The sequence below is a fragment of the Mycobacterium sp. SMC-2 genome, assembly GCF_025263485.1.
Classification (GTDB): domain Bacteria; phylum Actinomycetota; class Actinomycetes; order Mycobacteriales; family Mycobacteriaceae; genus Mycobacterium.
In genome coordinates this window covers 2,825,089-2,849,961 of record NZ_CP079863.1, presented here as the reverse complement: position 1 = coordinate 2,849,961, position 24,873 = coordinate 2,825,089, and the positions used below count along the sequence as shown (strand labels likewise).

Annotated in this window: 24 protein-coding genes and 1 pseudogene; 12 read left to right on the top strand and 13 right to left on the bottom strand. The window is 69.0% G+C overall.

The features are described 5' to 3' along the window. Positions 1 to 35: 35 nt before the first annotated feature. Positions 36 to 296 (top strand): annotated as a pseudogene (locus KXD96_RS13665) (transglutaminase N-terminal domain-containing protein); the annotation flags it as partial. Positions 297 to 304: 8 nt separating this feature from the next. Continuing rightward, positions 305 to 2,983 (top strand): circularly permuted type 2 ATP-grasp protein, encoded by a 2,679-nt coding sequence (locus KXD96_RS13660; RefSeq protein WP_260745048.1) that lies wholly within the window; start codon positions 305 to 307, stop codon positions 2,981 to 2,983. A 40-nt stretch (positions 2,984 to 3,023) separates the two neighbouring features. On the opposite strand, the gene KXD96_RS13655 is transcribed toward KXD96_RS13660, so the two are convergent. The 4 genes from KXD96_RS13655 to KXD96_RS13640 form a co-directional block, all read right to left on the bottom strand. Continuing rightward, on the bottom strand, positions 3,024 to 4,388 hold the full coding sequence (locus KXD96_RS13655; RefSeq protein WP_260745047.1) for an HNH endonuclease signature motif containing protein: 1,365 nt from the start codon (positions 4,386 to 4,388) through the stop codon (positions 3,024 to 3,026). A gap of 141 nt (positions 4,389 to 4,529) precedes the next feature. Beyond that, complete coding sequence (locus KXD96_RS13650; RefSeq protein WP_260745046.1) at positions 4,530 to 4,952, bottom strand: DUF6629 family protein; 423 nt, start codon at positions 4,950 to 4,952, stop codon at positions 4,530 to 4,532. Between the two features lie 119 nt (positions 4,953 to 5,071). Then, the gene (locus KXD96_RS13645; RefSeq protein WP_260745045.1) at positions 5,072 to 6,127 is read right to left on the bottom strand and encodes a putative zinc-binding metallopeptidase; all 1,056 of its coding nucleotides are present in this window, start codon (positions 6,125 to 6,127) and stop codon (positions 5,072 to 5,074) included. Then, positions 6,120 to 7,061, bottom strand: coding sequence for a transglutaminase family protein (locus tag KXD96_RS13640; protein WP_260745044.1), 942 nt, complete (start codon positions 7,059 to 7,061; stop codon positions 6,120 to 6,122). Before KXD96_RS13640 ends, KXD96_RS13645 begins: the two co-directional genes overlap by 8 nt. Positions 7,062 to 7,152: 91 nt before the next feature. On the opposite strand from KXD96_RS13640, the gene KXD96_RS13635 reads away from it, so the two are divergent. Further along, entirely contained in the window at positions 7,153 to 7,542 is a 390-nt protein-coding gene (locus KXD96_RS13635) for an MmcQ/YjbR family DNA-binding protein (RefSeq protein WP_260745043.1), read from the top strand. A gap of 6 nt (positions 7,543 to 7,548) precedes the next feature. On the opposite strand, the gene KXD96_RS13630 is transcribed toward KXD96_RS13635, so the two are convergent. From KXD96_RS13630 to aspS, 3 genes are read right to left on the bottom strand one after another with little or no spacing between them, the layout of a single operon-like run. Continuing rightward, entirely contained in the window at positions 7,549 to 8,616 is a 1,068-nt protein-coding gene (locus tag KXD96_RS13630; RefSeq protein WP_260745042.1) for an aromatic acid exporter family protein, read from the bottom strand. Between the two features lie 3 nt (positions 8,617 to 8,619). Beyond that, complete coding sequence (locus tag KXD96_RS13625; protein WP_260745041.1) at positions 8,620 to 9,051, bottom strand: nitroreductase family deazaflavin-dependent oxidoreductase; 432 nt, start codon at positions 9,049 to 9,051, stop codon at positions 8,620 to 8,622. Next, a complete protein-coding gene (gene aspS, locus KXD96_RS13620; protein WP_260745040.1) occupies positions 9,048 to 10,841 on the bottom strand; it encodes an aspartate--tRNA ligase in 1,794 nt (597 codons plus the stop codon). The genes KXD96_RS13625 and aspS overlap by 4 nt, the downstream gene beginning before the upstream one ends. Positions 10,842 to 10,898: 57 nt before the next feature. Between aspS and KXD96_RS13615 the strand changes: the two genes are divergently transcribed. Genes KXD96_RS13615 through KXD96_RS13605 form a run of 3 tightly spaced genes read left to right on the top strand, consistent with a single transcriptional unit; the run spans position 10,899 to position 13,193 of the window. Then, positions 10,899 to 11,798, top strand: coding sequence for an oxidoreductase (locus KXD96_RS13615; protein ID WP_260745365.1), 900 nt, complete (start codon positions 10,899 to 10,901; stop codon positions 11,796 to 11,798). A gap of 9 nt (positions 11,799 to 11,807) precedes the next feature. Continuing rightward, positions 11,808 to 12,311 (top strand): SRPBCC family protein, encoded by a 504-nt coding sequence (locus tag KXD96_RS13610; protein ID WP_260745039.1) that lies wholly within the window; start codon positions 11,808 to 11,810, stop codon positions 12,309 to 12,311. A gap of 9 nt (positions 12,312 to 12,320) precedes the next feature. After that, positions 12,321 to 13,193, top strand: a complete 873-nt coding sequence (locus KXD96_RS13605) for a neutral zinc metallopeptidase (RefSeq protein WP_260745038.1) — start codon at positions 12,321 to 12,323, stop codon at positions 13,191 to 13,193. A 76-nt stretch (positions 13,194 to 13,269) separates the two neighbouring features. Here KXD96_RS13605 and KXD96_RS13600 read toward each other — a convergent pair whose 3' ends face one another. Both KXD96_RS13600 and KXD96_RS13595 read right to left on the bottom strand, forming a co-directional pair. Then, entirely contained in the window at positions 13,270 to 14,139 is an 870-nt protein-coding gene (locus KXD96_RS13600; protein WP_260745037.1) for a dihydrodipicolinate synthase family protein, read from the bottom strand. 33 nt (positions 14,140 to 14,172) lie between these two features. Then, positions 14,173 to 14,958 (bottom strand): aldolase, encoded by a 786-nt coding sequence (locus KXD96_RS13595; protein WP_260745036.1) that lies wholly within the window; start codon positions 14,956 to 14,958, stop codon positions 14,173 to 14,175. Positions 14,959 to 15,009: 51 nt separating this feature from the next. Between KXD96_RS13595 and KXD96_RS13590 the strand changes: the two genes are divergently transcribed. Next, positions 15,010 to 15,555 carry a helix-turn-helix domain-containing protein gene (locus KXD96_RS13590; RefSeq protein WP_260745035.1) on the top strand — a complete coding sequence of 182 codons (546 nt, stop codon included), beginning with the start codon at positions 15,010 to 15,012 and terminating at the stop codon, positions 15,553 to 15,555. Between the two features lie 72 nt (positions 15,556 to 15,627). Further along, on the top strand, positions 15,628 to 17,241 hold the full coding sequence (locus tag KXD96_RS13585) for an MFS transporter (RefSeq protein ID WP_260745034.1): 1,614 nt from the start codon (positions 15,628 to 15,630) through the stop codon (positions 17,239 to 17,241). A gap of 14 nt (positions 17,242 to 17,255) precedes the next feature. Here KXD96_RS13585 and KXD96_RS13580 read toward each other — a convergent pair whose 3' ends face one another. Continuing rightward, entirely contained in the window at positions 17,256 to 17,699 is a 444-nt protein-coding gene (locus KXD96_RS13580; RefSeq protein WP_260745033.1) for a hypothetical protein, read from the bottom strand. Positions 17,700 to 17,761: 62 nt separating this feature from the next. Here KXD96_RS13580 and KXD96_RS13575 point away from each other — a divergent pair, with 62 nt between their 5' ends. Both KXD96_RS13575 and KXD96_RS13570 read left to right on the top strand, forming a co-directional pair. Continuing rightward, complete coding sequence (locus KXD96_RS13575) at positions 17,762 to 18,607, top strand: patatin-like phospholipase family protein (RefSeq protein WP_260745032.1); 846 nt, start codon at positions 17,762 to 17,764, stop codon at positions 18,605 to 18,607. Between the two features lie 48 nt (positions 18,608 to 18,655). Further along, the gene (locus KXD96_RS13570) at positions 18,656 to 20,254 is read left to right on the top strand and encodes a metallophosphoesterase family protein (protein WP_260745031.1); all 1,599 of its coding nucleotides are present in this window, start codon (positions 18,656 to 18,658) and stop codon (positions 20,252 to 20,254) included. Between the two features lie 12 nt (positions 20,255 to 20,266). Here KXD96_RS13570 and KXD96_RS13565 read toward each other — a convergent pair whose 3' ends face one another. Next, positions 20,267 to 21,298 carry an Rv2578c family radical SAM protein gene (locus tag KXD96_RS13565; protein WP_260745030.1) on the bottom strand — a complete coding sequence of 344 codons (1,032 nt, stop codon included), beginning with the start codon at positions 21,296 to 21,298 and terminating at the stop codon, positions 20,267 to 20,269. 97 nt (positions 21,299 to 21,395) lie between these two features. Here KXD96_RS13565 and KXD96_RS13560 point away from each other — a divergent pair, with 97 nt between their 5' ends. Next, complete coding sequence (locus KXD96_RS13560; protein ID WP_260745029.1) at positions 21,396 to 21,881, top strand: SRPBCC family protein; 486 nt, start codon at positions 21,396 to 21,398, stop codon at positions 21,879 to 21,881. A gap of 16 nt (positions 21,882 to 21,897) precedes the next feature. On the opposite strand, the gene hisS is transcribed toward KXD96_RS13560, so the two are convergent. Both hisS and KXD96_RS13550 read right to left on the bottom strand, forming a co-directional pair. Then, positions 21,898 to 23,169: a histidine--tRNA ligase gene (gene hisS / locus KXD96_RS13555; protein ID WP_260745028.1), complete on the bottom strand. Its 1,272-nt coding sequence runs from the start codon at positions 23,167 to 23,169 to the stop codon at positions 21,898 to 21,900. Continuing rightward, positions 23,166 to 23,828 (bottom strand): MBL fold metallo-hydrolase, encoded by a 663-nt coding sequence (locus tag KXD96_RS13550; RefSeq protein ID WP_260745027.1) that lies wholly within the window; start codon positions 23,826 to 23,828, stop codon positions 23,166 to 23,168. Before KXD96_RS13550 ends, hisS begins: the two co-directional genes overlap by 4 nt. 112 nt (positions 23,829 to 23,940) lie before the next feature. Here KXD96_RS13550 and KXD96_RS13545 point away from each other — a divergent pair, with 112 nt between their 5' ends. Then, complete coding sequence (locus KXD96_RS13545) at positions 23,941 to 24,840, top strand: peptidylprolyl isomerase (RefSeq protein WP_260745026.1); 900 nt, start codon at positions 23,941 to 23,943, stop codon at positions 24,838 to 24,840. Positions 24,841 to 24,873: the final 33 nt, after the last annotated feature.

The following is a 24,873-nucleotide window of genomic DNA, read 5'->3' as shown; positions in this document are numbered from 1 at the left end:
CGGCCGTGTGCCGCTTGTGATGAGATCACCTTGTCATGAGCATCAAGGTCGCGCTGGAACACCGCACCAGCTACAGCTTTGACCGGCCGGTCCTGCTGTTCCCGCAGGTCGTGCGACTGGATGCCTACTCGTTGCGCATCGACCCGGACGGGCACTTCGTCAACTGGCAGCAGGACGCGGAGGGCAATTGCCTTGCGCGCCTGGTCTTTCCGAATCCCGTGCGCCGGCTGGCGATTACGGTTCGGCCCATCGCCGACCTCAAGGTGATCAACCCGTGCGAATCCTTCATCGAGGACTGCCGGACATGACATTCGGCACCGGCGCGGTCCCGCCGGCGACTCGTGGCCGCCACGAAGACCGCCACGAAGACCGCCACGAAGTCCGCCACGAAGTCCGCTACGACGCCGACCGCCTGCTGGCCGGGTATCGGGCCGCGCGCGCCCAGGAGGCGCTCTTCGATCCGCGGCAGGGCCCCGCACCCGGCTACGACGAATTCGTCGACCCGGACGGGAACGTGCGGGCGGCCTGGACGGAGCTTGCCGACACCATCGCCGAGCGCGGCCGGGCGGGGCTGGATCGCCTGCGCTCGGTGGTGCGCAGCCTGATCGACAGCGACGGCATCACCTACACCGACGTCGAACCCGGCGGGCACGGCCTGGAGCCGCGGCCGTGGATTTTGGACACGCTGCCGATCGTGCTGTCCGCCGCGGAGTGGGAGGTGCTGGAGGCCGGGCTGGTGCAGCGGTCCCGGCTGCTCGACGCCGTGCTCACCGACCTGTACGGGTCGCGCAGCCTGCTCACCGAGGGCATCCTGCCGCCGGAGCTGCTGTTCGCCCATCCCGGTTACTTGCGCGCGGCCAATGGCATCGAAGTTCCCGGGCATCACCAGCTTTTCTTGCACGCCTGTGACGTCAGCCGGCTACCGGACGGCGCCTTCGGAGTCAACGCCGACTGGACGCAGGCGCCGTCGGGTGCCGGCTACGCGCTGGCCGACCGGCGCGTCGTCGCGCACTCGATTCCCGAGCTATACGAACGGATCGTGCCGCGGCCGACGACACCGTTCGCCCAGGCGCTGCGGCTCGCGCTGATCGACGCCGCACCCGACGACGCGCAGGATCCGGTGGTGGTGGTGCTCAGCCCGGGCATCTTCTCCGAAACCGCCTTCGATCAGGCGTATCTGGCCACGCTGCTGGGCTTCCCGTTGGTGGAGAGTGCCGACCTGGTGGTGCGCGACGGAAAGTTGTGGATGCGTTCGCTGGGCACCTTGAAACGGGTCGACGTCGTCCTTCGCCGGGTCGACGCCGACTACACCGACCCGCTCGATCTGCGCGCCGACTCCAGGCTGGGTGTGGTCGGTCTGGTGGAGGCGTGCCATCGCGGGACGGTGACCGTCGTCAACACGCTGGGTAGCGGGATCCTGGAAAACCCTGGGCTGCTTCGGTTCTTGCCCCGGCTGTCCGAGCGCCTGCTCTCCGAAGCTCCGCTGCTGCACACCGCGCCGGTGTACTGGGGTGGCATCGCCACCGAACGCTCACACCTGCTGGCGAATCTGTCGTCGCTACTGGTGAAGTCGACCATCGGCGGCAAAACGCTTGTCGGGCCCACCCTTTCATCCGATCAGTTGGCGCAGTTGGCCGCCCGCATCGAGAAGATGCCGTGGCAGTGGATCGGCCAGGAGTTGCCGCAGTTCTCGTCGGCGCCCACCGATCATGCCGGGGTGTTGTCGTCGGCCGGCATCGGCATCCGCTTGTTCAACGTCGCCCAGCGCAGCGGATACGCCCCCATGATCGGCGGTGTCGGCTACGTGCTGGCGCCCGGGCCGGCCGCGTACACGCTGCAAACCGTTGCCGCGAAGGATGTTTGGGTGCGCCCGACGGAGCGCGCACGGGCCGAGGCGGTGAGCCTGCCCGCGCCCGCTCCGCCGGCGAAGACGGCCGCGGGTACGTGGGGCGTCAGCTCGCCGCGTGTGCTGTCCGACCTCTTCTGGATCGGCCGCTACGGCGAGCGCGCGGAGAACATGGCGCGGCTGCTGATCGTCACCCGCGACCGGTTCCATGTCTACCGGCATCAGCAACACACCGAGGAAAGCGAGTGCGTGCCGGTGCTGATGGCGGCCCTCGGCCGGATCACCGGGACCGAGACCGACGGCGACGGGGCCGAGAGGATCGCCATCGCCCCCTCGACACTGTGGTCGCTGACCGTGGACCCCGACCGTGCCGGATCACTGGTGCAGTCGGTGGAAGGTCTGGCGCTGGCCGCCAGGTCGGTGCGCGACCAGCTGTCCAACGACACCTGGATGGTGCTGGCCGGTGTCGAGCGCGCGCTGGCCCAGCGGCGGGAGCCGCCGGACTCGCTCGCCGAGGCCGACCCGCTGCTGGCGTCGGCCCAGGTCCAAACGCTGTCCGGGATGCTGACTCTGGCGGGGGTCGCCGCCGAGTCGATGGTGCGCGACGTGGGCTGGACGATGATGGACATCGGCAAGCGCATCGAGCGCGGCCTGTGGCTGACCGCGCTACTGAGCGCCACCCTGATCGAAGCCCGCCGCCCCGCCGCCGAACAGACGATCATCGAGGCGACGCTGGTGGCGTGCGAGTCCTCGGTGATCTACCGGCGCCGGACGGTGGGCAAGGTCAGCGTCGCCGCGGTGGCCGAGCTGATGCTGTTCGACGCGCAGAACCCGCGGTCGCTGCTGTGTCAAGTGGAGCGGCTGCGGGCCAACCTTAAGGACCTGCCCGGGTCGTCGGGGTCGTCACGACCGGAGCGGTTGGTGGACGAGATCGGTACCCTCCTGCGCCGCTCGCATCCCGCCGAGTTGGAAGCCGTCAGCGCCGACGGGCTGCGTGCGGAGCTGGCCGAACTGCTCGGTTCGGTGGACGCCGGGCTGCGCGAGCTGGCCGAGGTCATCAGGGCCACGCAGCTGGCGTTGCCCGGCGGCATGCAACCGCTGTGGGGCCCCGACGTACGCCGGGTGATGCCGGCCTAGCGGTGATCGCAAGCGCGGCGGAGCCGAGATGCCCGTTGCGTCAACCGGGTTCGTCGTCGTCGCTGTCGCGAAGGAATCTTTCGGGGTGGTGGAAGTTGTTGGTGCGGGGTTGGCCGTGGTCGAGGTGGGGTGGTGGGAGCCATTCGGTTTCGCCTTTGGCGTTGGTGCGGGTGGTCCAGCCGTTTTCGGCGAGCCGGTTGTCGGGGCCGCAGGCCAGGGTGAGGTCGTCGATGTCGGTGCGGCCGGTGGCTTGCCAGCCTGTGATGTGGTGGACCTGGCTGTGGTAGGCCGGGGCATCACAGCCCGGCTTGGTACAGCCACGATCCTTGGCATACAACATGATCCGTTGCGCCGGGGAGGCCAGCCGTTTGCTGTGATACAGCGCCAGGGGTTTGCTCTGCTCAAAGATGGCCAGGTAGTGGTGGGCGTGGCCGGCCCAACGGATCACATCGGACATGGGCACCAGGGTGCCCCCGGCGGTCAGGGCCTTGCCGGCGGCCGCCTCGAGATCCTGCAGTGTGGTGGTGACCACGATCGACACCGGCAGCCCGTTATGTTGGCCCAGTTGTCCGGAGGCCAGCAGCCCGCGCAGCCCGGCCAGCAAGGCGTCGTGGTTGCGCTGCGCCGGGGAGCGGGTGTCGCGGCGCACCGCGTCTTGGTCGGGGGTGGCGTCGACCACCGGGGCTTGGTCGTCGGGATTACACACCCCGGGGGCGGCCAGCTTGGCCAACATCGCCTCGACGGCGGCCCGCAACTCCGGGGTCAGCAGGCCGCTCAGGCGGGACATGCCGTCGAATTCCTGGGCGCCCAGGGTGATGCCGCGTTTGCGGGCCCGCTCGGCGTCGCTGAAGTCCCCGTCGGGGTGCAGCCAATCCATGATCCGCTGGGCGTATTTGGCCAACTCGTCGGGCCGATATCCGGCGGCTTTGTCAGCCAGGTCAGCCTCGGCGGCTTGGCGGGTGAACACGTCCACCGCGGCGGGCAGCTGGGCAAAAAAGCCGCGGATCACTTTGATGTGCCCGTCGCCGATCAGCCCGTCGCGTTGCCCGGCCGCGGTCGCGGCCAACAGCGGCGCCAACGGTTCCCCGGTCAACGCCCGGCGCTCCCCAAGATCGCGGGCTTCCCCGAGGCGCCGGGCGGCCTCGCCGGTGGTGATGCGCAACCGGTCGGCCAACCCGCAGCGCAGCGACCCACCCAACTCCTGCGCGCTGGCCTGCGCATCGAGTTGGTTGATCAACGCATGCTGGGGGGCGCGCAGCCGGCGATAAGCGCGTTCCAGGCGCTCCAGGGCGCGCAACCGCTCCGCGGTGGTCAGCACGTCAAAGGACAACGCGCACAGCCGGTCCACGTCGTCGTCGAGCGCGTCGAAGACCTCGACGATCTCCTCACGACTGCTCGCACCCACGCCCCCAACCCTACGAACACCCACCGACAAAAAAGACCATCTTGTGACCACAGAAGCCAAAGTGACACAAGGGATTACAAAGAGCACGCGTTCGAGTAGGCCTGATGTGCAGCCGCCGCCAGACAACTAGTACGGAGGGAATCACGCGTTCGATATCGCCGGTTCCCGGGCGGCACCGTGGTAGCGGTGCGGATCGGGCAGTCGCCGACGACGCACCATGTGCACCAGCACCAGGACCGACAGCATGGCGGCGTAGATGCACCGCAGTGACGCGAACGACTGCACGTAAAGGATGGCGACCACGATCAGCCCCACCACGTTCGCCAGCCCGAACACCACGATGGAGCGATAGCCCGACATCACCGTCGGCCCGATGACCGCGACGATGTAAAGCACCGTCCTCAGGTAGGGGTGCCCGTCGGCGGTGTGGTATTCCAGCGCGTGTGGACCCCTCGTGACTCCGCCGGGTTTGGTGAGGACGACGACCGCTAGATAGGCCGACACGACCGTGCCCAGCACCGCAAACGGTGCCACCCGCAACCGGGCACCGCGCGGCTCGAGCATCAAGATGGCCCACGGAACCAGCGCGGGAAGCAGCGGCGCCCATCACCAGGTCGGCCGTCATCGCAAAGCAGATCGCCGCAGTGTGCCCGTTTGCGACGCGGCCAATCAGGTCACGACAGCTAGCCCGCGACGGCGGCGGGTCCCCGCGCCTGCGAGGTCACCTCGTCGATCACGGTGTAGATGAACTTCATCTTCTCCAGCACCGCGACCGGCAGCACGAACGGATACAGGTCGTCGTGGCCCATCGACCGGTTCACCATGTTCAGCGACCACGACAGCGGCAGCCACATGTCGATGATGGTCTGAAAGGCGCTGGGGCCCAACGCCGGCCGGTCGAACGTCGCCGACGCCGACGCGAAACCGCACCACGCCGAGGTGTCCAAGGTGTCGCGGATGTGCAGGTAGTGGGCGAACGTCTCGGCCCAGTCCTCGGCGGGATGCATGGTGGCATAGGACGACACGAAGGTCTCCTGCCAATCCTCGGGCGGCCCCTGGCTGTAGTGGCGGTCCAGCGCTTCCTGGTAATCGGCGTCGGAGTCGCCGAAGAGCTCGTTGAACCGCGCCAGGTAGTCGCTGGACGGGGCGATCAGCCGGTAGAAGTAGTAGTGCCCGATCTCGTGCCGGAAGTGCCCGAGCAGCGTGCGGTAAGGCTCCTCCATCTCCACCCGCAACTGCTCACGGTGCACGTCATCGCCCTCGGCCAAATCCAGTGTGATGACGCCGTTGTCGTGCCCGGTCATCACGTTCTCGTGCGCACTCGACAGCAGGTGAAAGGCCAATCCCTGCTCGGGATCCTCCTCGCGCCCGACGATCGGCAGCTTGAGCTCGTGCAGCTCGGCGATCAGCCGCCGCTTGGCCGCCTCGGCCCGGGCGAACTCGGCCAGGCCGGCGGTGTCGGCGTCGTTGGGCCGCACGGTGGTCAGGGCGCAGGACGTGCACAGCAGCCGGGGATTGTTCACGGGCACGAGCCAATTACATTCGGCCACTGAGAGATTGGCGCACAACTGATACTCGGCGGCGTCCACGAAACCGGCGTGCTCGCCGGCGTTCTCCTCGGCGATCACCATCAGGGCCATCTGCTCGAGCGAAAATCCCAGGGCGCTACCGCAGTTCAGGCAGGTGGAGTTCTCGAACGCCAGGCGCTGGCCGCACTTGGGGCAGTTGAAGTCACGCATGGAGCGCATCCCCCTCGAAGGGCACCACGTCGACCGCCACGTCGATCACGCTGTGTTCCGAATTGGTGTAGATGATGCCCCGCAGCGGCGGCACGTCCGCATAGTCGCGGCCCCGTCCCACGATGATGTAGCGCTCGTCGACCAGCTGGTCGTTGGTGGGATCCAGCCCCAACCATTCGAATTGGCCGGGCTCCTGCGGTGTCCACACCGCCGCCCAGGCGTGGGTGGCGTCTATCCCGATCATTCGATCCTTCCCCGGTGGCGGGTCGGTGGCCAGGTAGCCGGAGACGTAGCTGGCCGCAAGGCCGTTGGCGCGCAGGCAGGCGATCGCCAGCCGTGCAAAGTCTTGACATACCCCTTCCCGGGCCGCCAGAACCGCGTCGACACCGGTGGAAATGGTCGTCGACCCCGAGCGGTAGGTGAAGTCGGCGAATATCCGCGACGAGAGGTCCTGCAGCACGTCGACCAGCGGGCGCCGAGGGGCGAAACTCGGCGCGGCGTATTCGCGGATCTCGTCGGTGATCTCGGGCGGGTTGAGGTCCAGCGCGAATTCGGAGGCCAGCGCTCCCTTGCGCCCCGTCGGGCGCGCGGCCTCCCATGGTTGCACCGCCGGCCCGCTGGTGTAGCGCTCCGCAGCCGGCGGATACACGTCCACGATGGAGTCGCTGGTGACGGTCAGTCCGTGGTGCGGCTCGGTGACGTGGAAGTAGGAGCTGATGTTGCCGTACACGTCGACACTGGTGGAGACGTCGGAGGGGGTGGGGTCGATGGCCAGCCGGTGCGCGACGCAACGCTGCCGCGTCGAATCGCGCGGGGTGAGAAAGCCGCGCCCATACGAGCTGGTCACGACGTCGGAGTACCGGTACTCGGTGCGGTGGGTGACTCGATGGCGGCGGGCGGCCCCGGCGTCAGCTTCAGGCACAAGGCTGATCACATCACACAGGCGCCGGTTGCGCGCCGCCCACGGTGCGAAACCGTTTGCCAATACGGGGGCACGCGCGCCAAACCGGGAGCACAATCGAGATGTGGCCACGTGGTACGACGTCGCCCGCATCGTTCGTGAGCTGGCACTCACCTCGGAGCCGTCACCGCATGACTGGCGGGTCGGTAAGAAGTTGCTGGCCTGGGAGCGGCCGTTGCGCCCGTCGGAACGCGAGGCGCTGGCGCGCGGCGGATCGGAACCGCCCGGGGGCGACATCCTCGGCGTGCGGGTGTCCGACGAGGGCGTCAAATTCGGGCTGATCGCCGACGAACCGGACGTCTACTTCACCACCCCGCATTTCGACGGCTACCCGGCCGTGCTGGTCAGACTGGACCAGATCTCGGTCCGCGACCTCGAGGAGCTGATCACCGAGGCGTGGCTGACGCAGGCCCCGAGGAAGTTGGTCCAGGAGTTCCTGGCCGACTCCCATTGAACCGGGTCACACGCGCCGCAGGTCGATGACCCGCTGCAGATCGTCGACGCAGGCGTTGACGGAGTCGGCGAGGATCAACTGCGATTTCTCCCGCGCGCCTGACTGCAGTTCCGAAGCGTGACGCCGCGCGGACGCGGCGTACGCGCGGGCGCCGGCCGGATCGGGGTCAGCGAGCGCGGTCGCGGCCGCCAGCACCACCAACACCGTCTGCACGGGCTGCGGGAGCTCCCGGCGGCGGCCGTCCGCATCGGGGGCGACCGCGCGGGCCAGTTGCAGCACCGAACCCGCGAGCAGGGCCACGTGCACGGCCTGGTGGTCCGCGGCCTGGATCGCCTCCCGCAGGCTCCACCGTCGCGGGGCGATGGCGACGACGTGGCGGGCGGTGGTGCGCGCCTCGAGCAATCCGCTGAGCTGCTCGTGCACGCGGTCGACGGCGGTCAGCGGCCAGTCGGGCTGCGGCGCTTTGCGTCCGGCGGCGACTTCCGCGGCACGCGACAAGACCTCGTGCAGCACGCCGAGCACGCCGACGCGCGCATTGCGCAGCACCTGCAGCGGGTCGGCCGGGAACAGCAAGACGGCGAAAACGATGGCCACCGCCCCGCCGATCAGCGCGTCGAAGATGCGTTCCAAACCGACGCCGCTGCGGTAGAGGGCCAGCACCAGGATCGCCGACACCCCGGTCTGGTTGGCGAACATCATCCCGTGCCCGATGAAGCCACCACCGATGAACACCGCGGCGCCGAACGCGACCAATGCGGCGATCGCGATGGGGACCGCTCCGGGCCCCAACAGGCCTTGCACCACCGAGCCGAGCCCGATCCCCAGAGTTACCCCGACCATCATTTGGATGGCGCGTTGCGCGCGGAGCACGTTGCTTATCGACAGCGACACCGCGGCGGCGATCGGCGCGAAGAACGGCTGCGGGTGCTCGAGCACATCGTGGGCGAGATACCAGGACAGGCCCGCCGCCACCGCGGTCTGGACCAGGTTGAACCACACCGCACGCAGCCGTTTGCCGCCCGCACGCGCGGAGGCGAGAACCAATGCTGACCCCGCCTGCCGCGACGTGCCCATTGGCTACGTCCGGGTTAACTCGAACAACGGAATGACCCGGCTGGTGTTGGACTGGTACTCGGCGAACACCGGCGCCGCGGCGGTGATCTTGGGCAGGATGTCCTCGCGCTCGTCGGACGGCAATTCGCGCGCGGTGACGGCGAACTCCTCGGTGCCGATCTCGACTCGGGCCCGCGGATTGGCCCGCAGGTTGTGCACCCATGCCGGGCTGACCGGGGCGCCGGCGAAGGAGCCGACGATGATCAGCTTGCCGTCGATGCGGAAATAGGCCAGCGGTGAGATCCGGGACTGCCCGGACTTGGCCCCGGTCGTGGTGAGCAAGAGCAGGTCGGCGTTCTCGAACTGGCCGCCGACCTTGCCGGCGTTGGCGTGGAACTCGTCGATGATGCTCTGGTTGAACGCGTTGATCGTGTCGGTGTCCGGCATTTCGGTCATGGCTTGTCAACCTGCTCGGGCTTGGCGTCTATTCCGGACTCCTTGCGCTGCTGCGCGGTGATCGGCGCGGGCGCATCGGTCAGGGGGTCGACGCCGCCGCCGGTCTTGGGGAACGCGATCACCTCGCGGATCGAGTCCACCCGGGACAGCAGCGCGTTGATGCGGTCCCAGCCGAAGGCGATCCCGCCGTGCGGCGGTGCGCCAAAGGTGAACGCCTCCAACAGGAATCCGAACTTCTCCTCGGCCTCGGCCTTGTCCAGGCCCATCACCGCGAACACCCGCTCCTGGATGTCGCGGCGGTGGATACGTATCGAGCCGCCGCCGATCTCGTTGCCGTTGCAGACGATGTCGTAGGCGTCGGCGAGCACGCTGCCGGGGTCGGTGTCGACGACGTCGGAGTACTCGGGTTTGGGCGAGGTGAAGGCGTGATGCACCGCCGTCCACGCGCCGGAGCCGACGGCCACCTCACCGGCAGCGGTCGCCTCGTCGGCGGGCTCGAACAGCGGCGGGTCCACCACCCAGACGAACGCCCAAACATCGGGGGCGATCATGTCGAGCCGGCGGGCGATCTCGCCGCGGGCGGCCCCCAGCAGGGCGCGCGACGGCTTGGGCAGGCCGGCGGAGAAGAAGATGCAGTCCCCCGGGTTCGCCCCGACATGCGCGGCCAGTCCGTCGCGCTCGGCGTCGGTGAGGTTCTTGGCCACCGGGCCGCCGAGCGTGCCGTCTTCGCCGACGAGCACGTAGGCCAGCCCGCGATGCCCGCGCTGTTTGGCCCACTCCTGCCAGCCGTCGAGCGTGCGCCGCGGCTGCGACGCCCCGCCCGGCATCACCACCGCGCCGACGTAGGGTGCCTGAAACACGCGAAAAGTGGTGTCCTTGAAGAACTCTGCGCACTCGACGAGCTCCAGCCCGAACCGCATGTCCGGCTTGTCGGAACCGAACCGGCGCATGGCCTCGGCGTAGGTGATCCGCGGGATGGGCGTCGGGATCTGGTATCCGATCAACGCCCACAGCGCGGCCAGGATCTCCTCGGAGATCGCGATGATGTCCTCGGCGTCGACGAAGCTCATCTCCATGTCGAGCTGGGTGAACTCGGGCTGACGGTCGGCGCGGAAATCCTCGTCGCGGTAACAGCGGGCGATCTGGTAGTAGCGCTCCATGCCGGCCACCATCAGCAGTTGCTTGAACAGTTGCGGGCTCTGCGGCAGGGCGTAGAACGAGCCGGGGTGCAACCGGGCGGGGACCAGGAAGTCGCGCGCCCCCTCCGGCGTCGAGCGGGTGATCGTCGGCGTCTCGACCTCGACGAAGTCGTGGCCCGCCAGCACCGCCCGGGCGGCGGCATTGACGTTGGAGCGCAACCGAATTGCCGCGGCCGGGCCGTCGCGGCGCAGGTCGAGGTAGCGGTACTTCAGCCGCAGCTCCTCGCCGGCGGGCTCGTCGAGCTGGAACGGCAACGGCGCGCTCTCGCCGAGCACGGTCAGCGAGGTGACGTTGACCTCGATCTCGCCGGTGGCGATCTCGGGGTTGGCGTTGCCCTCCGGGCGGATCTCGACGACACCGGTGACCGCGACGCAGAACTCGGCGCGCAACCGGTGCGCCTGCGCCAGCACCTGACCTTCTTCGAGGGCATTGCGGAACACCACCTGTGCGATACCGGAGGCGTCGCGCAGATCGATGAAGATGACGCCCCCGTGGTCGCGGCGGCGAGCCACCCAGCCCGCCAACGTCACCTGCTGCCCGGCGTCGCTGGATCTCAGCGAACCCGCGGCGTGACTGCGCAGCACAAACACTCCCTTTTCAGCAGGCTTTGGACGAGTGACCAGTCTAGAGCAGGTACTTTCGGTCCTATTGCCACCAACCCCCCAACAAGGTTCGCACTCGTCGGCCCCGGCGCCGTCGGCACGACGGTCGCCGCGCTGCTGCACGCCGCCGGGCATTCGGTGCTGCTGTGCGGCCACACCCCCCGCGACAACCTCGAATTGCGGCCCGACGGCGCGGATCCGATCGTGGTCCCCGGGCCGGTGCACACCGATCCCGCCGCGGTGAGCGGCCCGGTCGACGTCGTGTTGCTGGCGGTCAAGGCCACCCAGAACGACGACGCGGCCGGCTGGCTGACCCGCCTGTGCGCCGAGCACACCATCGTCGTCGTGTTGCAGAACGGGGTCGAGCAGGTCGAGCAGGTGCAGCCGCACTGCCCCTCGTCACCGGTGGTGCCCGGGATCGTCTGGTACGGCGCGGAGACCCAGCCCCAAGGGTGGGTGCGGCTGCGCACCGAGGCCCGGCTGGTGCTGCCCAGCGGGCCCGCGGCGGAGGAGGTCGCCGAGCTGCTGCGCGGAGCCGGCTGCCGGGTGGACTGCGACCCCGACTTCATCACCGCGGCCTGGCGCAAGCTGCTCGCCAATGCGCTGGCCGGGTTCGAGGCGCTGTCCGGGCGGCGATCCGGCATGTTCCGCCGCGACGACGTCGCGGCGCTGTCGCGGCGCTACGTGGCCGAATGCCTGGCGGTGGCGCGGGCCGAGGGCGCCCGACTCGGCGACGAGGCGGTGGATGAGTTGGTCGACAGTTTCCGTCGGGCCCCCGAGGACATGGGCACCTCGATCCTGGCCGACCGGGAGCACCACCGGCGGATGGAATGGGACATCCGCAACGGCGTGATCATCCGCAAGGCCCGCGCCCACAACCTGCCGACCCCGATCAGCGACGTCCTTGTGCCGCTGTTGGCCGCGGCCAGCGACGGCCCCGGCTAGATTGATCCCATGTTCCCTTGCGACCGGGTCGGCGTGAGCTTCATCGACAGCGCGCCTTTCGTGTTCCGCAACAGCGTCGAACTCGCCATCACGCCCGAGCAGCTGTTCGAAGTGCTCGCCGACGAACAGTCCTGGCCGCGCTGGGCGTCGGTGATCACCAAGGTGACCTGGACCAGCCCGGAGCCGCGCGGCGTGGGCACCACCCGTGTCGTCGAGATGCGCGGCGGCATGGTCGGCAACGAGGAGTTTCTGGCGTGGGAGCCGTTCAGCCACATGGCTTTTCGGTTCAACGAATGTTCGACGCAGGCCGTCGCCGCGTTCGTCGAAGACTACCGGGTCGAGGTCATCCCGGGTGGCTGCCGGCTGACGTGGACCATGGCGCAGAAGCCCGCCGGTCCGGCGCGGCTGGCGATGTACGTGGTGGGGCCGCTGCTGAACCTGGAACTCCGCCGATACCTGCGCAACCTGCGCAAGTACACCGATACGCGGTTCGCCGCGACCGGGCAACGTTAGGAGCGCGCGATGAGCTTCAACGAGGGTATGCAGATCGACACCAGCACCGCGTCGTCGTCCGGCGGCGGCATGGGGATGGCCATCGGGGGCGGTGGGCTCGGGCTGCTCATCCTGATCGGGGCGTTGCTGCTGGGCGTGGACCCGGGCCGCGTGATGAACCAGCAGACGAACACCGGCGGCTACTCGGCGCCCGGGTTCGACCTCAGCCAGTGCAAGACCGGCGCCGATGCCAACAAGTACGTGCAGTGCCGCGTGGTCGCCACCGGCAACTCCGTGGACGCGGTGTGGCACCAGCTGATGAAGGGCTACACCCGGCCGCACGTGCGACTGTTCACCGGCTCGGTGAACACCGGCTGCGGCCCGGCCACCACCGCGGTGGGTCCGTTCTACTGCCCGGTGGACCAGACGGCCTACTTCGACACCGACTTCTTTGCCGAGCTCGTCGACAAGTTCGGTTCCAGCGGTGGCCCGTTCGCCCAGGAGTACGTGGTGGCCCACGAATACGGCCATCACGTGCAGCAGTTGCAGGGCATTCTGGGCCGCTCCCAGCAGGGGGCGCAGGGCGCCGGCGGCAACGGCGTGCGCACCGAGCTACAGGCGGACTGCTACGCCGGGATCTGGGCGCACTACGCGTCGACCGTCAAGCAGGAAAGCACCGGCGTGCCCTACCTGCAGCCCTTGAGCGACCAGGACATCGCCGACGCGCTGTCGGCCGCGGCGTCGGTGGGCGACGACCGCATCCAGAAGGAAGCGACCGGACGCGTCAACCCCGAGTCGTGGACGCACGGCTCGTCCGAGCAACGGCAGCACTGGTTCACCGTCGGCTACCAGACCGGTGACCCGAAGAAGTGCGACACCTTCGCCGCGCCCAGCCTGGGCTAGTCCTGATGGCGGCGGCCCGTCCCCCGCAAGCGGGAGGCGCCCCCATCGCGCGGCTCTGCCGCGCTCGCGACCGCCGCTAACCGGCGAGCAATTTCTTCAGCTCCGCGCGGCCGTCATCGTCGAGCGGCAGCAGCGGCGCACGGGGATCCCCGACCGGGAAACCGAGCAGATCCAGCCCGGCCTTCACGGTGGTGGGCAGGCCGCCCGCCACGATGAACTGCAGCAGCGGCTTGAGGTCGTCGTAGAGGGCCTGCGCCTTGTCGAGGTCGCCCGCGCGCACCGCCTCGTACAGGTCGATGCACGGCTGGGGCCGCAAACACGGTGCGGCCGTGCACCATCCGGAGGCCCCGGCCTTCAGCGCGTCGAGCACCAGCGGGTTGCTGCCGTTGTAGAAGGGCAGCCGGCCGCCGGACAGTTCCTTGATGCGCTGCATCCGGGTCAGGTCGCCGGTGGATTCCTTGACCATGGTGACGTTGTCGATGGTCTCGAACATGCGGACCAGCAGCTCGGGGGGCATGTCGACACCGCTGGTGGCCGGGTTGTTGTAGGCCATGATCGGGATCGAAATGGCGTCGCTGACGCTGCGGTAGTGCGCAACGATCTCCCGTTCGCTGAGCTTCCAGTAGGACACCGGCAGGATCATCACCGCGTCGGCGCCGGCCCGCTGCGCATACCGGGCACGCCGGACGGTCTTGGCGGTGGTCACATCTGACACGCCCACGATCACCGGCACCCGGCCGGCGACCGTGGCGATCGTGGTGTCGACCACGGTGTCGAACTCGGGTTCGTCCAGATAGGCCAGCTCGCCGGTGCTGCCCAGCGGCGCGATCGCGTGGACACCGGAGGAAACCAGCCGATCGACCAGCGCGGCCAGCCGTTCGGTATGGATGCCTTGGTCGGCGAAGGGAGTCACCGGGTAGGCGATGATGCCGTGGATGTCAGGCACGGGGGAACTCCTCGAATCTGGTTGAACGGGACGTCAATTGGTGAGCGCGTCCGGATGCCGCGCCAGGGCCCGGCGGGCGTAGTAGGCGAAGTTCGCGCGGCTGCGCTGGGGCGACAGCGTCCAGTCATGGGCCTCGCGGGCCAGTTTCTCGGGTAGATCTTTGACGGTGCCGGCGGCCATGGCGGCCAGCTGCAGCTTGGCGGCGCGCTCGATCAGCACCGCCAGCGAACACGCCTCCTCGACGCTCGCGCCCGCGACGACCTGGCCGTGGTGCGCCAGCAGCGCCGCCTTCTTGTCACCGAGGGCGGCGGTGATGATCTCCCCCTCCTCGTTGCCGACCGGCACGCCCGGCCATTCGGCGAGGAAGGCGCAGTCGTCGTAGAGCGGCGTGGTGTCCATGTGGGAGACGGTCAGCGGCACCTCCAGCATGGACAGCGCCGCCACGTGGAACGGGTGGGTGTGCACGATGCATTGCACGTCGGGCCGCGCGCGATAGATCCAGCTGTGAAAACGGTTGGCGGGGTTGGGCATTCCGTCACCGTCGAGGACGTTGAGGTCCTCGTCCACCAGCAGCAGGTTGGCGTCGGTGATCTCGTCGAACCCCAGCCCCAGCCGCTGGGTGTAGTAGGTGCCGTCGGCCTCGGCCCGGGCGGTGATCTGGCCCGCCAGGCCCGAGTCGTGCCCGGCGTCGAACAATGCGCGACAGGTCAGCGCCAGCTTCTGCCGAGTGGTCAGCCCCGACTCGACGAGGTTGGCCGTGAGCTGCTCGGCGGCGCGACGCATCAGGTCGGCTTTGGAGTCGGTGAACGTGCTGGCCATATGACACAATGTAACAGAACAGGAAACCTTGTGTCATCGGAGGCATCGCCAGTGACATCGCCAGCGACAGCACTGCTACGCGCGGTCCGCACCCAGCGCGGCCTCACCCTCGAGGCGCTCGCCGAGCAGACGGGGCTGACCAAGAGCTACCTGTCCAAGATCGAACGCCGGCAGAGCACCCCGTCGATCGCGGTGGCCCTCAAGGTGGCCAAGGCCCTCGACGTCGACGTCGGGCGGTTGTTCTCCGACGAGGCGGCGCAGGAGAAGATCGCCGTCGACCGGGCATCGGGCGGCTCCGACGGTCAGCGCTATCGGGCACTGGCGTCGTCGATGCTCGGAAAGGCCATGTCGCCGTTCGTGATTCGTCCGACCGAAGCGCCGGCCGACGATCCCCGGCCCGAGCACGGCGGCCAGGAGTTCATGTTCGTGCATGCCGGCAGCGTCGAACTCGATTACGGGGACCAGACGATCAGGCTGGGCGCCGGCGACAGCGCCTATTTCGACGCCTCGGTCAGCCACACGATCCGGGCCGTCGGGGCCCGGCCGGCCGAGGTCGTCGTCGTGGCCCACGAGCCCGGGGCCCGGCCACGGCGGTGACGCCGTTCCGTCATGCGGGCGTCAGGTGGGTGCCCTAAACTTCTACCCCGCCGCACGACGCGAAAGGCTCGCATGTCGGATCTGACGCAGGAGCGCACCGACACCGCGGACGTGTCGGCATGGACGCCGTTGCGCAACCGGGTTTTCCGCGCCCTGTTCGTCGCGCAGTTCGTCTCCAACGTCGGCACCTGGATGCAAAGCGTTGCCGCGCAATGGGTCTTGGTGGAAGGCCACAGCAGCCCCACCGTCGTCGCTCTGGTCCAGACCGCGAGCCTCGGGCCGACGCTCGTGTTGGCATTGTTCGCCGGCGCGCTCGCCGACGTGTTCGACCAGCGACGGTTGCTGATGGCCCTGCAGTCGTACGCGGTGTTGGTGGCGCTGGCGCTGGCGGGGCTGACGTACTGCGGCCGCCTCACCCCGACGGCGCTGCTGCTGTTCACCCTGGCCATCGGGGTCGCCTCCGCGATCACGGCGCCGGCCTGGCAGGCGATCCAACCGGAGGTCGTCGCCCGCGAGCAGATCACGGCCGCCGCGACTCTGGCCAGCGTCTCGGTCAACATCGCCCGGGTGGTCGGACCCGCCATCGGCGGCGTCGTGCTGGCGCTGGCCGGTCCGGCGGCGGTCTTCGCGATCAACGCCATCTCGTTCGTGGGCATCATCGTCGCCTTGGCGGGGTGGCGACGACCCAAGCGGATCGCGCCCCTCGAACGGGAACGCCTCGGCCAGGCGATCCTGACCGGGTTGGGCTACGCGGTCAACGGCCCGATCTTCCGCAGGATCCTGCTGCGCGCGGCCGTTTTCGTCTTCCCCGCCTCGGCCCTGTTGGCCCTCTTGCCGGTGACCGCCGCCGACACCTGGCACTTGGGAGCCAGCGGCTACGGTGTGGCCCTGGGCGCCATCGGTTTTGGCGCGGTGCTCGCCGTCGCGGTTCCCGCACCGTTGCGCCAGAAGGTCCCGCCCAACACGCTGCTGGCGGTATGCGCGGCCGCGTACGGCGCCGCCACGCTCGCGGTGGTCTGGTTGCCGTTCGCGGCCGCGGCGCCGTTCCTGGTGTTGTCGGGAATGACGTGGCTGATCACGCTGACGACGTTGAACGCCGCCGCGCAGCTGCATCTGCCCCGATGGGTTCGGGCCCGCGGGCTGGCGATGTACCTGCTGGTCTTCACCGGATCCCAGGCGATCGGCTCGTACCTCTGGGGTGTCGTCGCCACGCGGGAAGGGCTCGGCGCGGCGTTGACCCTGGCGGCGGTGTTGCTCGGTGTTGCCGCCCTCAGCGTCGCCGGTCTCGGGTTGCACCCGGAGACCGGGAAGCTGAGCCGCGACATTTCGCGGGCGTGGCCGTCGCCGATGGTCGTGTTCGAACCCTGCCCGCACGACGGACCCGTGCTGGTGACCGTCCACTACCGGGTCGCGACGGAGGACCTCGAAGACTTCGTCGAGGCGATGAGCGCGGTCAGGCGTTCGCGGCTACGCACCGGAGGCCACAGCTGGGCGCTGTATCACAGCCTGGAACACCCCGACACGGTCCTGGAGCGGTTCACCGTGCCGTCGTGGACGGAATTCGAACGCCAGCACACCGAACGCTGGCTGGAATCCGACCACGACGGGGTGGCGAAGGCGGTGGGCTACACGCTCGACCACACCCGCCGGCACGAGTACTACCTCGCGTTGCGGGTGCACCGATAAGCGGCCCTACCGGTTCACCAGGGCCGCGTCGAGCACGTCACCCCGGTGGTGGCGCTCTGCGTGACCACGACCTGGCCGTCCACGGCGATCTGGCACTGGATCTGCGGCGTGTTCGACGAGTCGCAGTCCGGCCAGTGGCACCCGCCGCTGGCGTTCACGAAGGCCCACTGATTCGGGTCGTTCAACGTCGTGTTGTACACCAGCGGCTGCCCGGCGGTGAACGCCGTCTGCACGGTGTTCAGGTATTGCGACGAGTTGGCGTTGAAGGCCGCCTGGCTGGGCGGATCGCTGTTCATGTAGCGGACGTTGCCGGTGAGGTTGCCGGTGGCGGTGACGGTGTAGGTCACCTGGTGGCCGGCGGGATCCGCAGATGAGGTCGCGGGCGTGACGGCCACCGCTGCGGCTGCCGCAAACATCGCCACCGCGACCCCCGTGGTCACTGTTCGCACGTTCGTCATATCGAAAACGCTACCCAATTCGTTACGCCACTACGCGCGGAAAAGGTCCCTACTATGCATCTGTGCCCACGGCGTTCGTGTTGTCCGGCGGGGCCAGCCTCGGCGCGATCCACGTCGGGATGCTGCTGGCCCTGGCCGACGAGGGCGAACGCCCCGACCTGATCGTCGGGACGTCCGTCGGCGCGGTCAACGGCGGGTGGATCGCCTCCCGACCCGACATTGCGGGCATTCGCGGACTGGCCGACCTGTGGGCGTCGTTGTCGCGGAAGGACATCTTCCCGGCCCACCCGGTCGCCGGCGCGCTGGGCATGCTGGGCCGCCGGTCGCACCTGGTCCCCAACGTCGGGTTGCGACGGCTGCTGGCCGACAAGTTGGAGTTCGCCCGGCTCGAGGATGCGCCGATCCCGCTGCATGTGGTCGCCACCGACGTGATCGCCGGCGACGACGTCCTGCTGTCGTCGGGAGATGCCGTCGATGCGATCGCCGCCAGCGCCGCCATCCCCGGCGTGTTTCCGCCGGTCCGGATCGACGGGCGCGACCTGATGGACGGCGGCGTGGTGAACAACACGCCCGTGTCGCACGCCGTCGCGTTGGGCGCCGACCGGGTGTGGGTGCTGCCGACGGGCTACTCGTGCGCCCTGCCCGCGGCGCCGAAGACAGCGGTCAACATGGCGTTGCACGCCATGACCCTGGCGGTGAACCATCGCCTCGCCGTCGACGTCGAGCGCTTCGAGCAGGTGGTCGACCTGCGCGTCATCCGGCCGCTCTGCCCGGTCGCCACCTCCGGGGCCGACTTCTCGCACGCCGCAACGCTTATCGAGCGATCGCACGCGGCCACCCGCGACTGGCTGGCGTCCCGCCCCCCGTCCATCGGGCAGGCCGGGTTGCTCGAGCCGCACCACCACTAGCGCAGCCCCGTTCCGCGGGCGTTCACCCCACTCGGGTATGAAGCAGGGGTGGCCGACGATCCCGCTGGGCGCCGCGGCACTGATTCCGGCGCGGGCATCAGCCGCCGCAGACTGCTGACGACCACCGCGGTCTCGGCCGCCCTCGGGGCGGGAATCGGGGGCGGCGCGGCGCTGGTGTGGTCCCACCCCGGCGCGCCGGCCGTCTGGTATCAGCCGAGCCGCAACGGCGCCCCGCCGGTCGGCGGCGTGCACCTGCAATTCGGCCGGCAGGCCGCCACCGAGGTGGTGGTGTCCTGGCACACCGTCGACGCGATCCGCAACCCGCGGGTCAGCTACGGCACGCCGGCGTCGGGCCTGGGGCGCACCGTGGCGGCCGAGACCCGCACCTACCGCGATGCCAAGTCCAACACCGAGGTCCGCGTCAACCATGCCCGCCTGACCAACCTGACCCCGGACACCGACTACGTGTACGCCGCCGTGCACGACGGCGCCGAGCCGGCGATGGGCACCGTCCGAACCGCACCGTCGGGGCGAAAGCCATTCCGCTTCACCAGTTTCGGCGATCAGTCCACGCCGACGCTGGAGAGGATGCCCGACGGCAGCTACGGCACGGACAACATCGGGTCGCCCGCGTCCGCCGACACCACCCTGGCGGTCGAGCGCATGGCGCCGTTGTTCAACCTGGTCAACGGCGACCTGTGCTACGCCAACCTCGCGCAGGACCGCATCCGCACCTGGTCGGCGTGGTTCGAGAACAACACCCGCTCGGCGCGCTACCGGCCGTGGATGCCGGCGGCGGGAAACCACGAAAACGAGTTAGGCAACGGCCCAATCGGTTACGGCGCCTATCAGGCGTACTTCGCGGTGCCCGACTCGGGATCCAGCCCCGAGACCCGTGGGCTTTGGTACTCCTTCACCGCCGGCTCGGTGCGGGTGATCAGCCTGAACAACGACGACGTGGCGTTTCAGGACGCCGGCAATTTCTACGTGCACGGCTACTCGGGCGGGGAGCAAAAGCGTTGGCTGACAGCCGAACTCGCCGCCGCGCGGCGCGACCCGGATGTCGATTGGGTGGTCGTGTGCATGCACCAGACGGCGATCTCCACCGCCGACGGGCCCGCCAACGGTGCCGACCTGGGGATCCGGGAAGAATGGCTGCCCCTGTTCGACCAATACCAGGTCGACCTGGTGGTGTGCGGCCACGAACACCATTACGAGCGGTCGCACCCGGTGCGCGGCACGCTGCAGACCGACACCCGAACGCCGATACCCGTGGACACCCGCAACGACGTCATCGACGCCACCAAGGGAACGGTGCACGTCGTCATCGGCGGCGGCGGCACGTCCATGCCCACCAACGGGCTGCTCTTCCCCGAGCCCCGCTGCCGCGTGTTGACCGGCGTCGGCGCGTTCGACCCCGGGCTCGGCCACAAGGCGCCGATCTACGTCGTGGAGGACGCGCCATGGTCGGCCGTCCGGGACCGGGACAATCCCTACGGCTTCGCGTCGTTCGACGTGGATCCGGGCCAACCCGGCGGAAACACCTCGATCACGGCCACCCACTACGCGCTGAGCGGACCGTTCGGCGCGGTCACCGTGGTGGACCGGTTCACGCTGACCAAGCCGCGCGCCGCCTTGCCGGCCTAACTCGAGACAGCCTCAGAACAGCGTCGCCTGAACCGGCTCCGGGACCGCCAGCGTCGGTGCGACGGGCTGACGGAACGATCGCAACTCGCCGCCCAGGCGGTATTTCGCGATCAGCGGCGCGGCCCGCGCGTGCAACATCTCGCGGTATCCCGGCGGCAGGTACGCACCCCGCCGATACAGCTCACGGTAGCGGTCCACCAACTCCGGATGCGAGCGCGCCAGCCACGCCATGAACCAGCCGCGCGTCGAGCCGCGCAGGTGCAGCCCGAACACCGTGACACCGGTGGCACCGGCCGCCGCGATCTGGCCGAGCAGGCGATCGAGGTGCTCTTGGGAGTCGGTCAGGTGCGGCAGCACCGGCGCCACCATCACGTGACAGTCCAGGCCGGCCTCGCGGATCGCGGCGATCAGGCCCAGGCGCGCCTGCGGCGTGGGTGTGCCAGGCTCGACGTCGCGGTGCAGGTCGGCGTCGCCTACCGCCAGCGACACCGCGACCGACAGCGGAACGCGTTGCGCCGCATCGGCGATCAGCGGCAGGTCGCGCCGCAGCAGCGTGCCCTTGGTCAGGATCGACAGCGGGGTACCGGATTCGGCCAGGGCGGCGATGATGCCCGGCATCAGCGCGTAGCGCCCCTCGGCCCGCTGGTAGGGGTCGGTGTTGGTGCCCAGTGCGACGGTCTCCCGCCGCCACGACGGCCGGCGCAACTCGCGGCGCAGCACCTCAGCGACGTTGGTCTTGACGATGACCTGGCTGTCGAAGTCGTTGCCGCAGTCCAGGTCCAGGTATTCGTGGGTGGGCCGGGCGAAGCAATAGCGGCACGCGTGCGAGCAGCCGCGGTAGCCGTTGACGGTGTACCGGAAAGGCAGCGCTGAGGCGTCCGGCACTTTGTTGAGCGCGGACTTGCACAGCACCTCGTGAAACGTGATCCCTTCGAACTGCGGCGCGCGCACGCTGCGGACCAGGCCGATCCGCTGCAACCCCGGCAGCGCCCCGTCCTCGACGGGCCGCCCGTTGACGGCGACGGCCTGACCCGCCCAGCGCATGTTTGTTATTCGAACAAGAGTTCGATTCGTTGTCAAGCGCCCACAACGGGCGCAGAGTAAGCGACGATCGTTCCTACCGACACGGCTGCGAGGACTCATGACCGAACGCATCGAGGTTCAGCGCACGATCGGGGCGCCGGCGCCGGACATCTTCGCCGTGCTGTGCGACCCGCAGGGCCACGTCGCGATCGACTCGTCCGGGATGCTCCAGGATGCGGAAGGCGGCCCGGTGAACGGCGTCGGTGACCGGTTCGTCGTGCACATGGACCGCGAGTCGCTGAACGACTTTCCGCAATTGGGCAAATACGACGTCACCGTCGACATCAAGGAATTCGAACGGGATCGCCGCATCGCGTGGACGGTGCTCGGCCAGATTCAGCCGCCGATCGGTCACGTCTACGGCTATCAGCTCCAGCCGACCGAAGACGGCTCGGCCACGGTCGTCACCTCGTTCTACGACTGGTCGGACATCGACCCGAAGTGGCGGGAGGCCGGGATTTTCCCGATCCTGTCCGAGGGCGCATTGCGGGCGACGCTGGGAATTCTGGATCGTACGGTGCGGCGCGGTTATCCAAGCGGATAGCGTCAACCACGTGGGCCTAGCGACCCAGTTGCGAAAGAACTTCGGCGACAACGGAATCACCGGGCACCGAAACCTGCTGCCCCGTCGCCAGATCCTTCACCCCGACCGTGCCGGACTCGATGTCCCGGTCGCCGAGCACCAGCGCGATGCGGGCACCGGAACGGTCGGCCGCGCGCATCGCGCCCTTGAGGCCGCGGTCGCCGTAGGCCATGTCGACGCGGACGCCGGCGGCGCGCAGCCGCGCGGCCAGCACCGCCAGCTTGAGCTTGGCCGCCTCGCTGAGCGGCACGCCGAACACGTCGCAGCGGGTGGTCTCCCCCACGCTCTTGCTCTCGGCACGCAGCGCCAGCATGGTGCGATCCACGCCGAGCCCAAACCCGATGCCGGACAGGTCTTGTCCCCCGAGCTGGTGCATCAGGCCGTCGTAGCGGCCGCCGCCGCCGATGCCCGATTGCGCGCCAAGACCGTCGTGCACGAACTCGAAGGTGGTCTTGGTGTAGTAGTCCAGCCCGCGGACCATGCGCGGGTTGATGACGTATGGCACGCCGAGCGCGTCCAGGTGGGCCAGCACGGTGTCGAAGTGTTGCTTGGCGACGTCGGACAGGTGGTCGAGCAACACCGGGGCGTCGGCCGTCATGGCCCGCATCGCGGGCCGCTTGTCGTCGAGCACCCGCAGCGGGTTGATCTCGGCGCGCCTGCGCGTCTCGTCATCGAGGTCGAGCCCAAAGAGGAACTCCTGCAACAGTTCCCGATACTGCGGGCGGCAGCTGTCGTCGCCCAGCGAGGTGATTTCCAGGCGGAACCCGTCCAGTCCCAGTGAGCGGAAGCCGGCGTCGGCGACGGCGATCACCTCGGCGTCCAGCGCCGGGTCGTCGACACCGATGGCCTCCACGCCCACCTGCTGCAGCTGCCGATAGCGGCCGGCCTGCGGACGCTCGTAGCGGAAAAACGGCCCCGCATAACAGAGTTTGATCGGCAACGCGCCGCGGTCGAGGCCGTGCTCGATCACCGCGCGCACCACCCCGGCGGTGCCCTCGGGACGCAACGTGACCGACCGGTCGCCGCGGTCGGCGAACGTGTACATCTCCTTGGACACCACGTCGGTGGATTCCCCGACGCCCCGCGCGAAGAGGGCGGTGTCTTCGAAGATGGGCAACTCGATGTCGCCGTAGCCGGCCCGGCGGGCGGCGCCCAGCAAGCCGTCGCGGACGGCCACGAACTGCGCCGACTCCGGCGGCACGTAGTCGGGCACCCCCTTGGGCCCGGAAAATGCCGAAAACTCCGTCACGGGCTCAGGCCTTCGATGAACGGATTGAAACGCCGCTCGGCGCCGATGGTGGTGGCATTGCCGTGCCCCGGCAGGACCATGGTCTCGTCGTCGAGCACCAGCAGCTTGTTCACGATCGAGGTGAGCAGGTCGCGTCCGCTGCCGCCATGCAGGTCGGTGCGGCCCACCGAGCGTTCGAACAGGGTGTCACCGGTGAACACCACCTCTTTGTCCCCGACCACCCGGAAGACCACCGACCCGCGCGTGTGCCCGGGGGTGTGATCGACGTTGACGGTCACGCTGCCCAGGTCGAGCTTGTCGCCGTCGCGGTCCAGCTCGACGACCTGCCTGGGCTCGCGGAAGAAGGCGCCCGCCACCAGTTGCGCCACCCGCGGGCCCAGGCCGTAGATGGGGTCTTTGAGCATGAACCGGTCCTCGGGATGGATGTAGGTGGGGCAGCCGTAGGTGTCGGACACCTTCTGCGCGGACCACATGTGGTCGATGTGCCCGTGGGTGAGCAACACCGCCGCCGGGGTCAGCCGGTTCTCGTCGAGGATGCGCCGCAGGGCGCCCATCACCCGCTGCCCCGGATCCACGATGACGGCGTCCGTTCCCGGCCGCTCAGCCAGCACATAGCAGTTGCACTGCAACACGCCGGCGGGAAACCCGGTGATCAACACGGTTCCCAGTTTCCCACGGGCCCCACTTGACACCGGTCGCGGCGCCCACATTAGCCTGAGCTGGCCACTGACGCCGCGGGACCCGACTTACCGACCATGGAGGCATACGGCCGTGCCGACCAATGAACAGCGACGTGCCAACGCCAAGCGCAAGCTCGAGCGGCAGCTGGAGCGCCGCGCGAAGCAGGCCAAGAGGCGCCGGATCGTGTTGATCGCCGCCGCCTCGATCGTGGCCGTGGCCGCGGTGGTCGCGGTGGTGCTCACCGTGCTCAACACCAAAAACGAGCACAAGAGCAACACCGCCGCGAGCACCACCTCCTCCGCCGCCGGCGGCCCTTCGGAGACCACCACACCGCCCGGGCCGACGCCGCCCGTTCCGCCGCTGCCCGCGTTCAAGCCCTCGGCCGACCTGGGCGCCAACTGCCAGTACCCGGCGTCACCGGAACCGGCCGCCAAGCAGGTCAAGCCGCCGCGCACCGGCAAGGTGCCCACCGATCCGGCGCAGGTGAGCGCCAGCATGGTGACCAATCAGGGCCGCATCGGACTAATGCTCGCCAACAACGAATCACCTTGCACGGTAAACAGTTTCGCGAGCCTGATCGGCCAGAAATACTTCGACAACACCAAATGCCACCGGCTGACCACGTCGCCCGACCTGGGCGTCCTGCAGTGCGGGGACCCCAAGGGCGACGGCACCGGCGGTCCGGGCTACCAGTTCGCCAACGAGTACCCGACCGACCAGTACCCGCCGAACGACCCGAAGGCCCAGCAGCCCGTCCTCTACCCGCGCGGCACCCTGGCCATGGCCAACGCCGGTCCCGGCACCAACGGCAGCCAGTTCTTCATGGTGTACAAGGACTCCCAGCTGCCACCCCAATACACCGTGTTCGGCACGATCCAGCCCGACGGGCTGGCCACGCTGGACAAGATCGCTAAGGCCGGCGTCGCCGGCGGCGGCGAGGATGGCGTCCCGGCCTCCGAGGTCACCATCACGTCGCTGTTGCTCGACTAAAGCCAAGCGGCGCAACGCAGCCGCCTCGAAAGA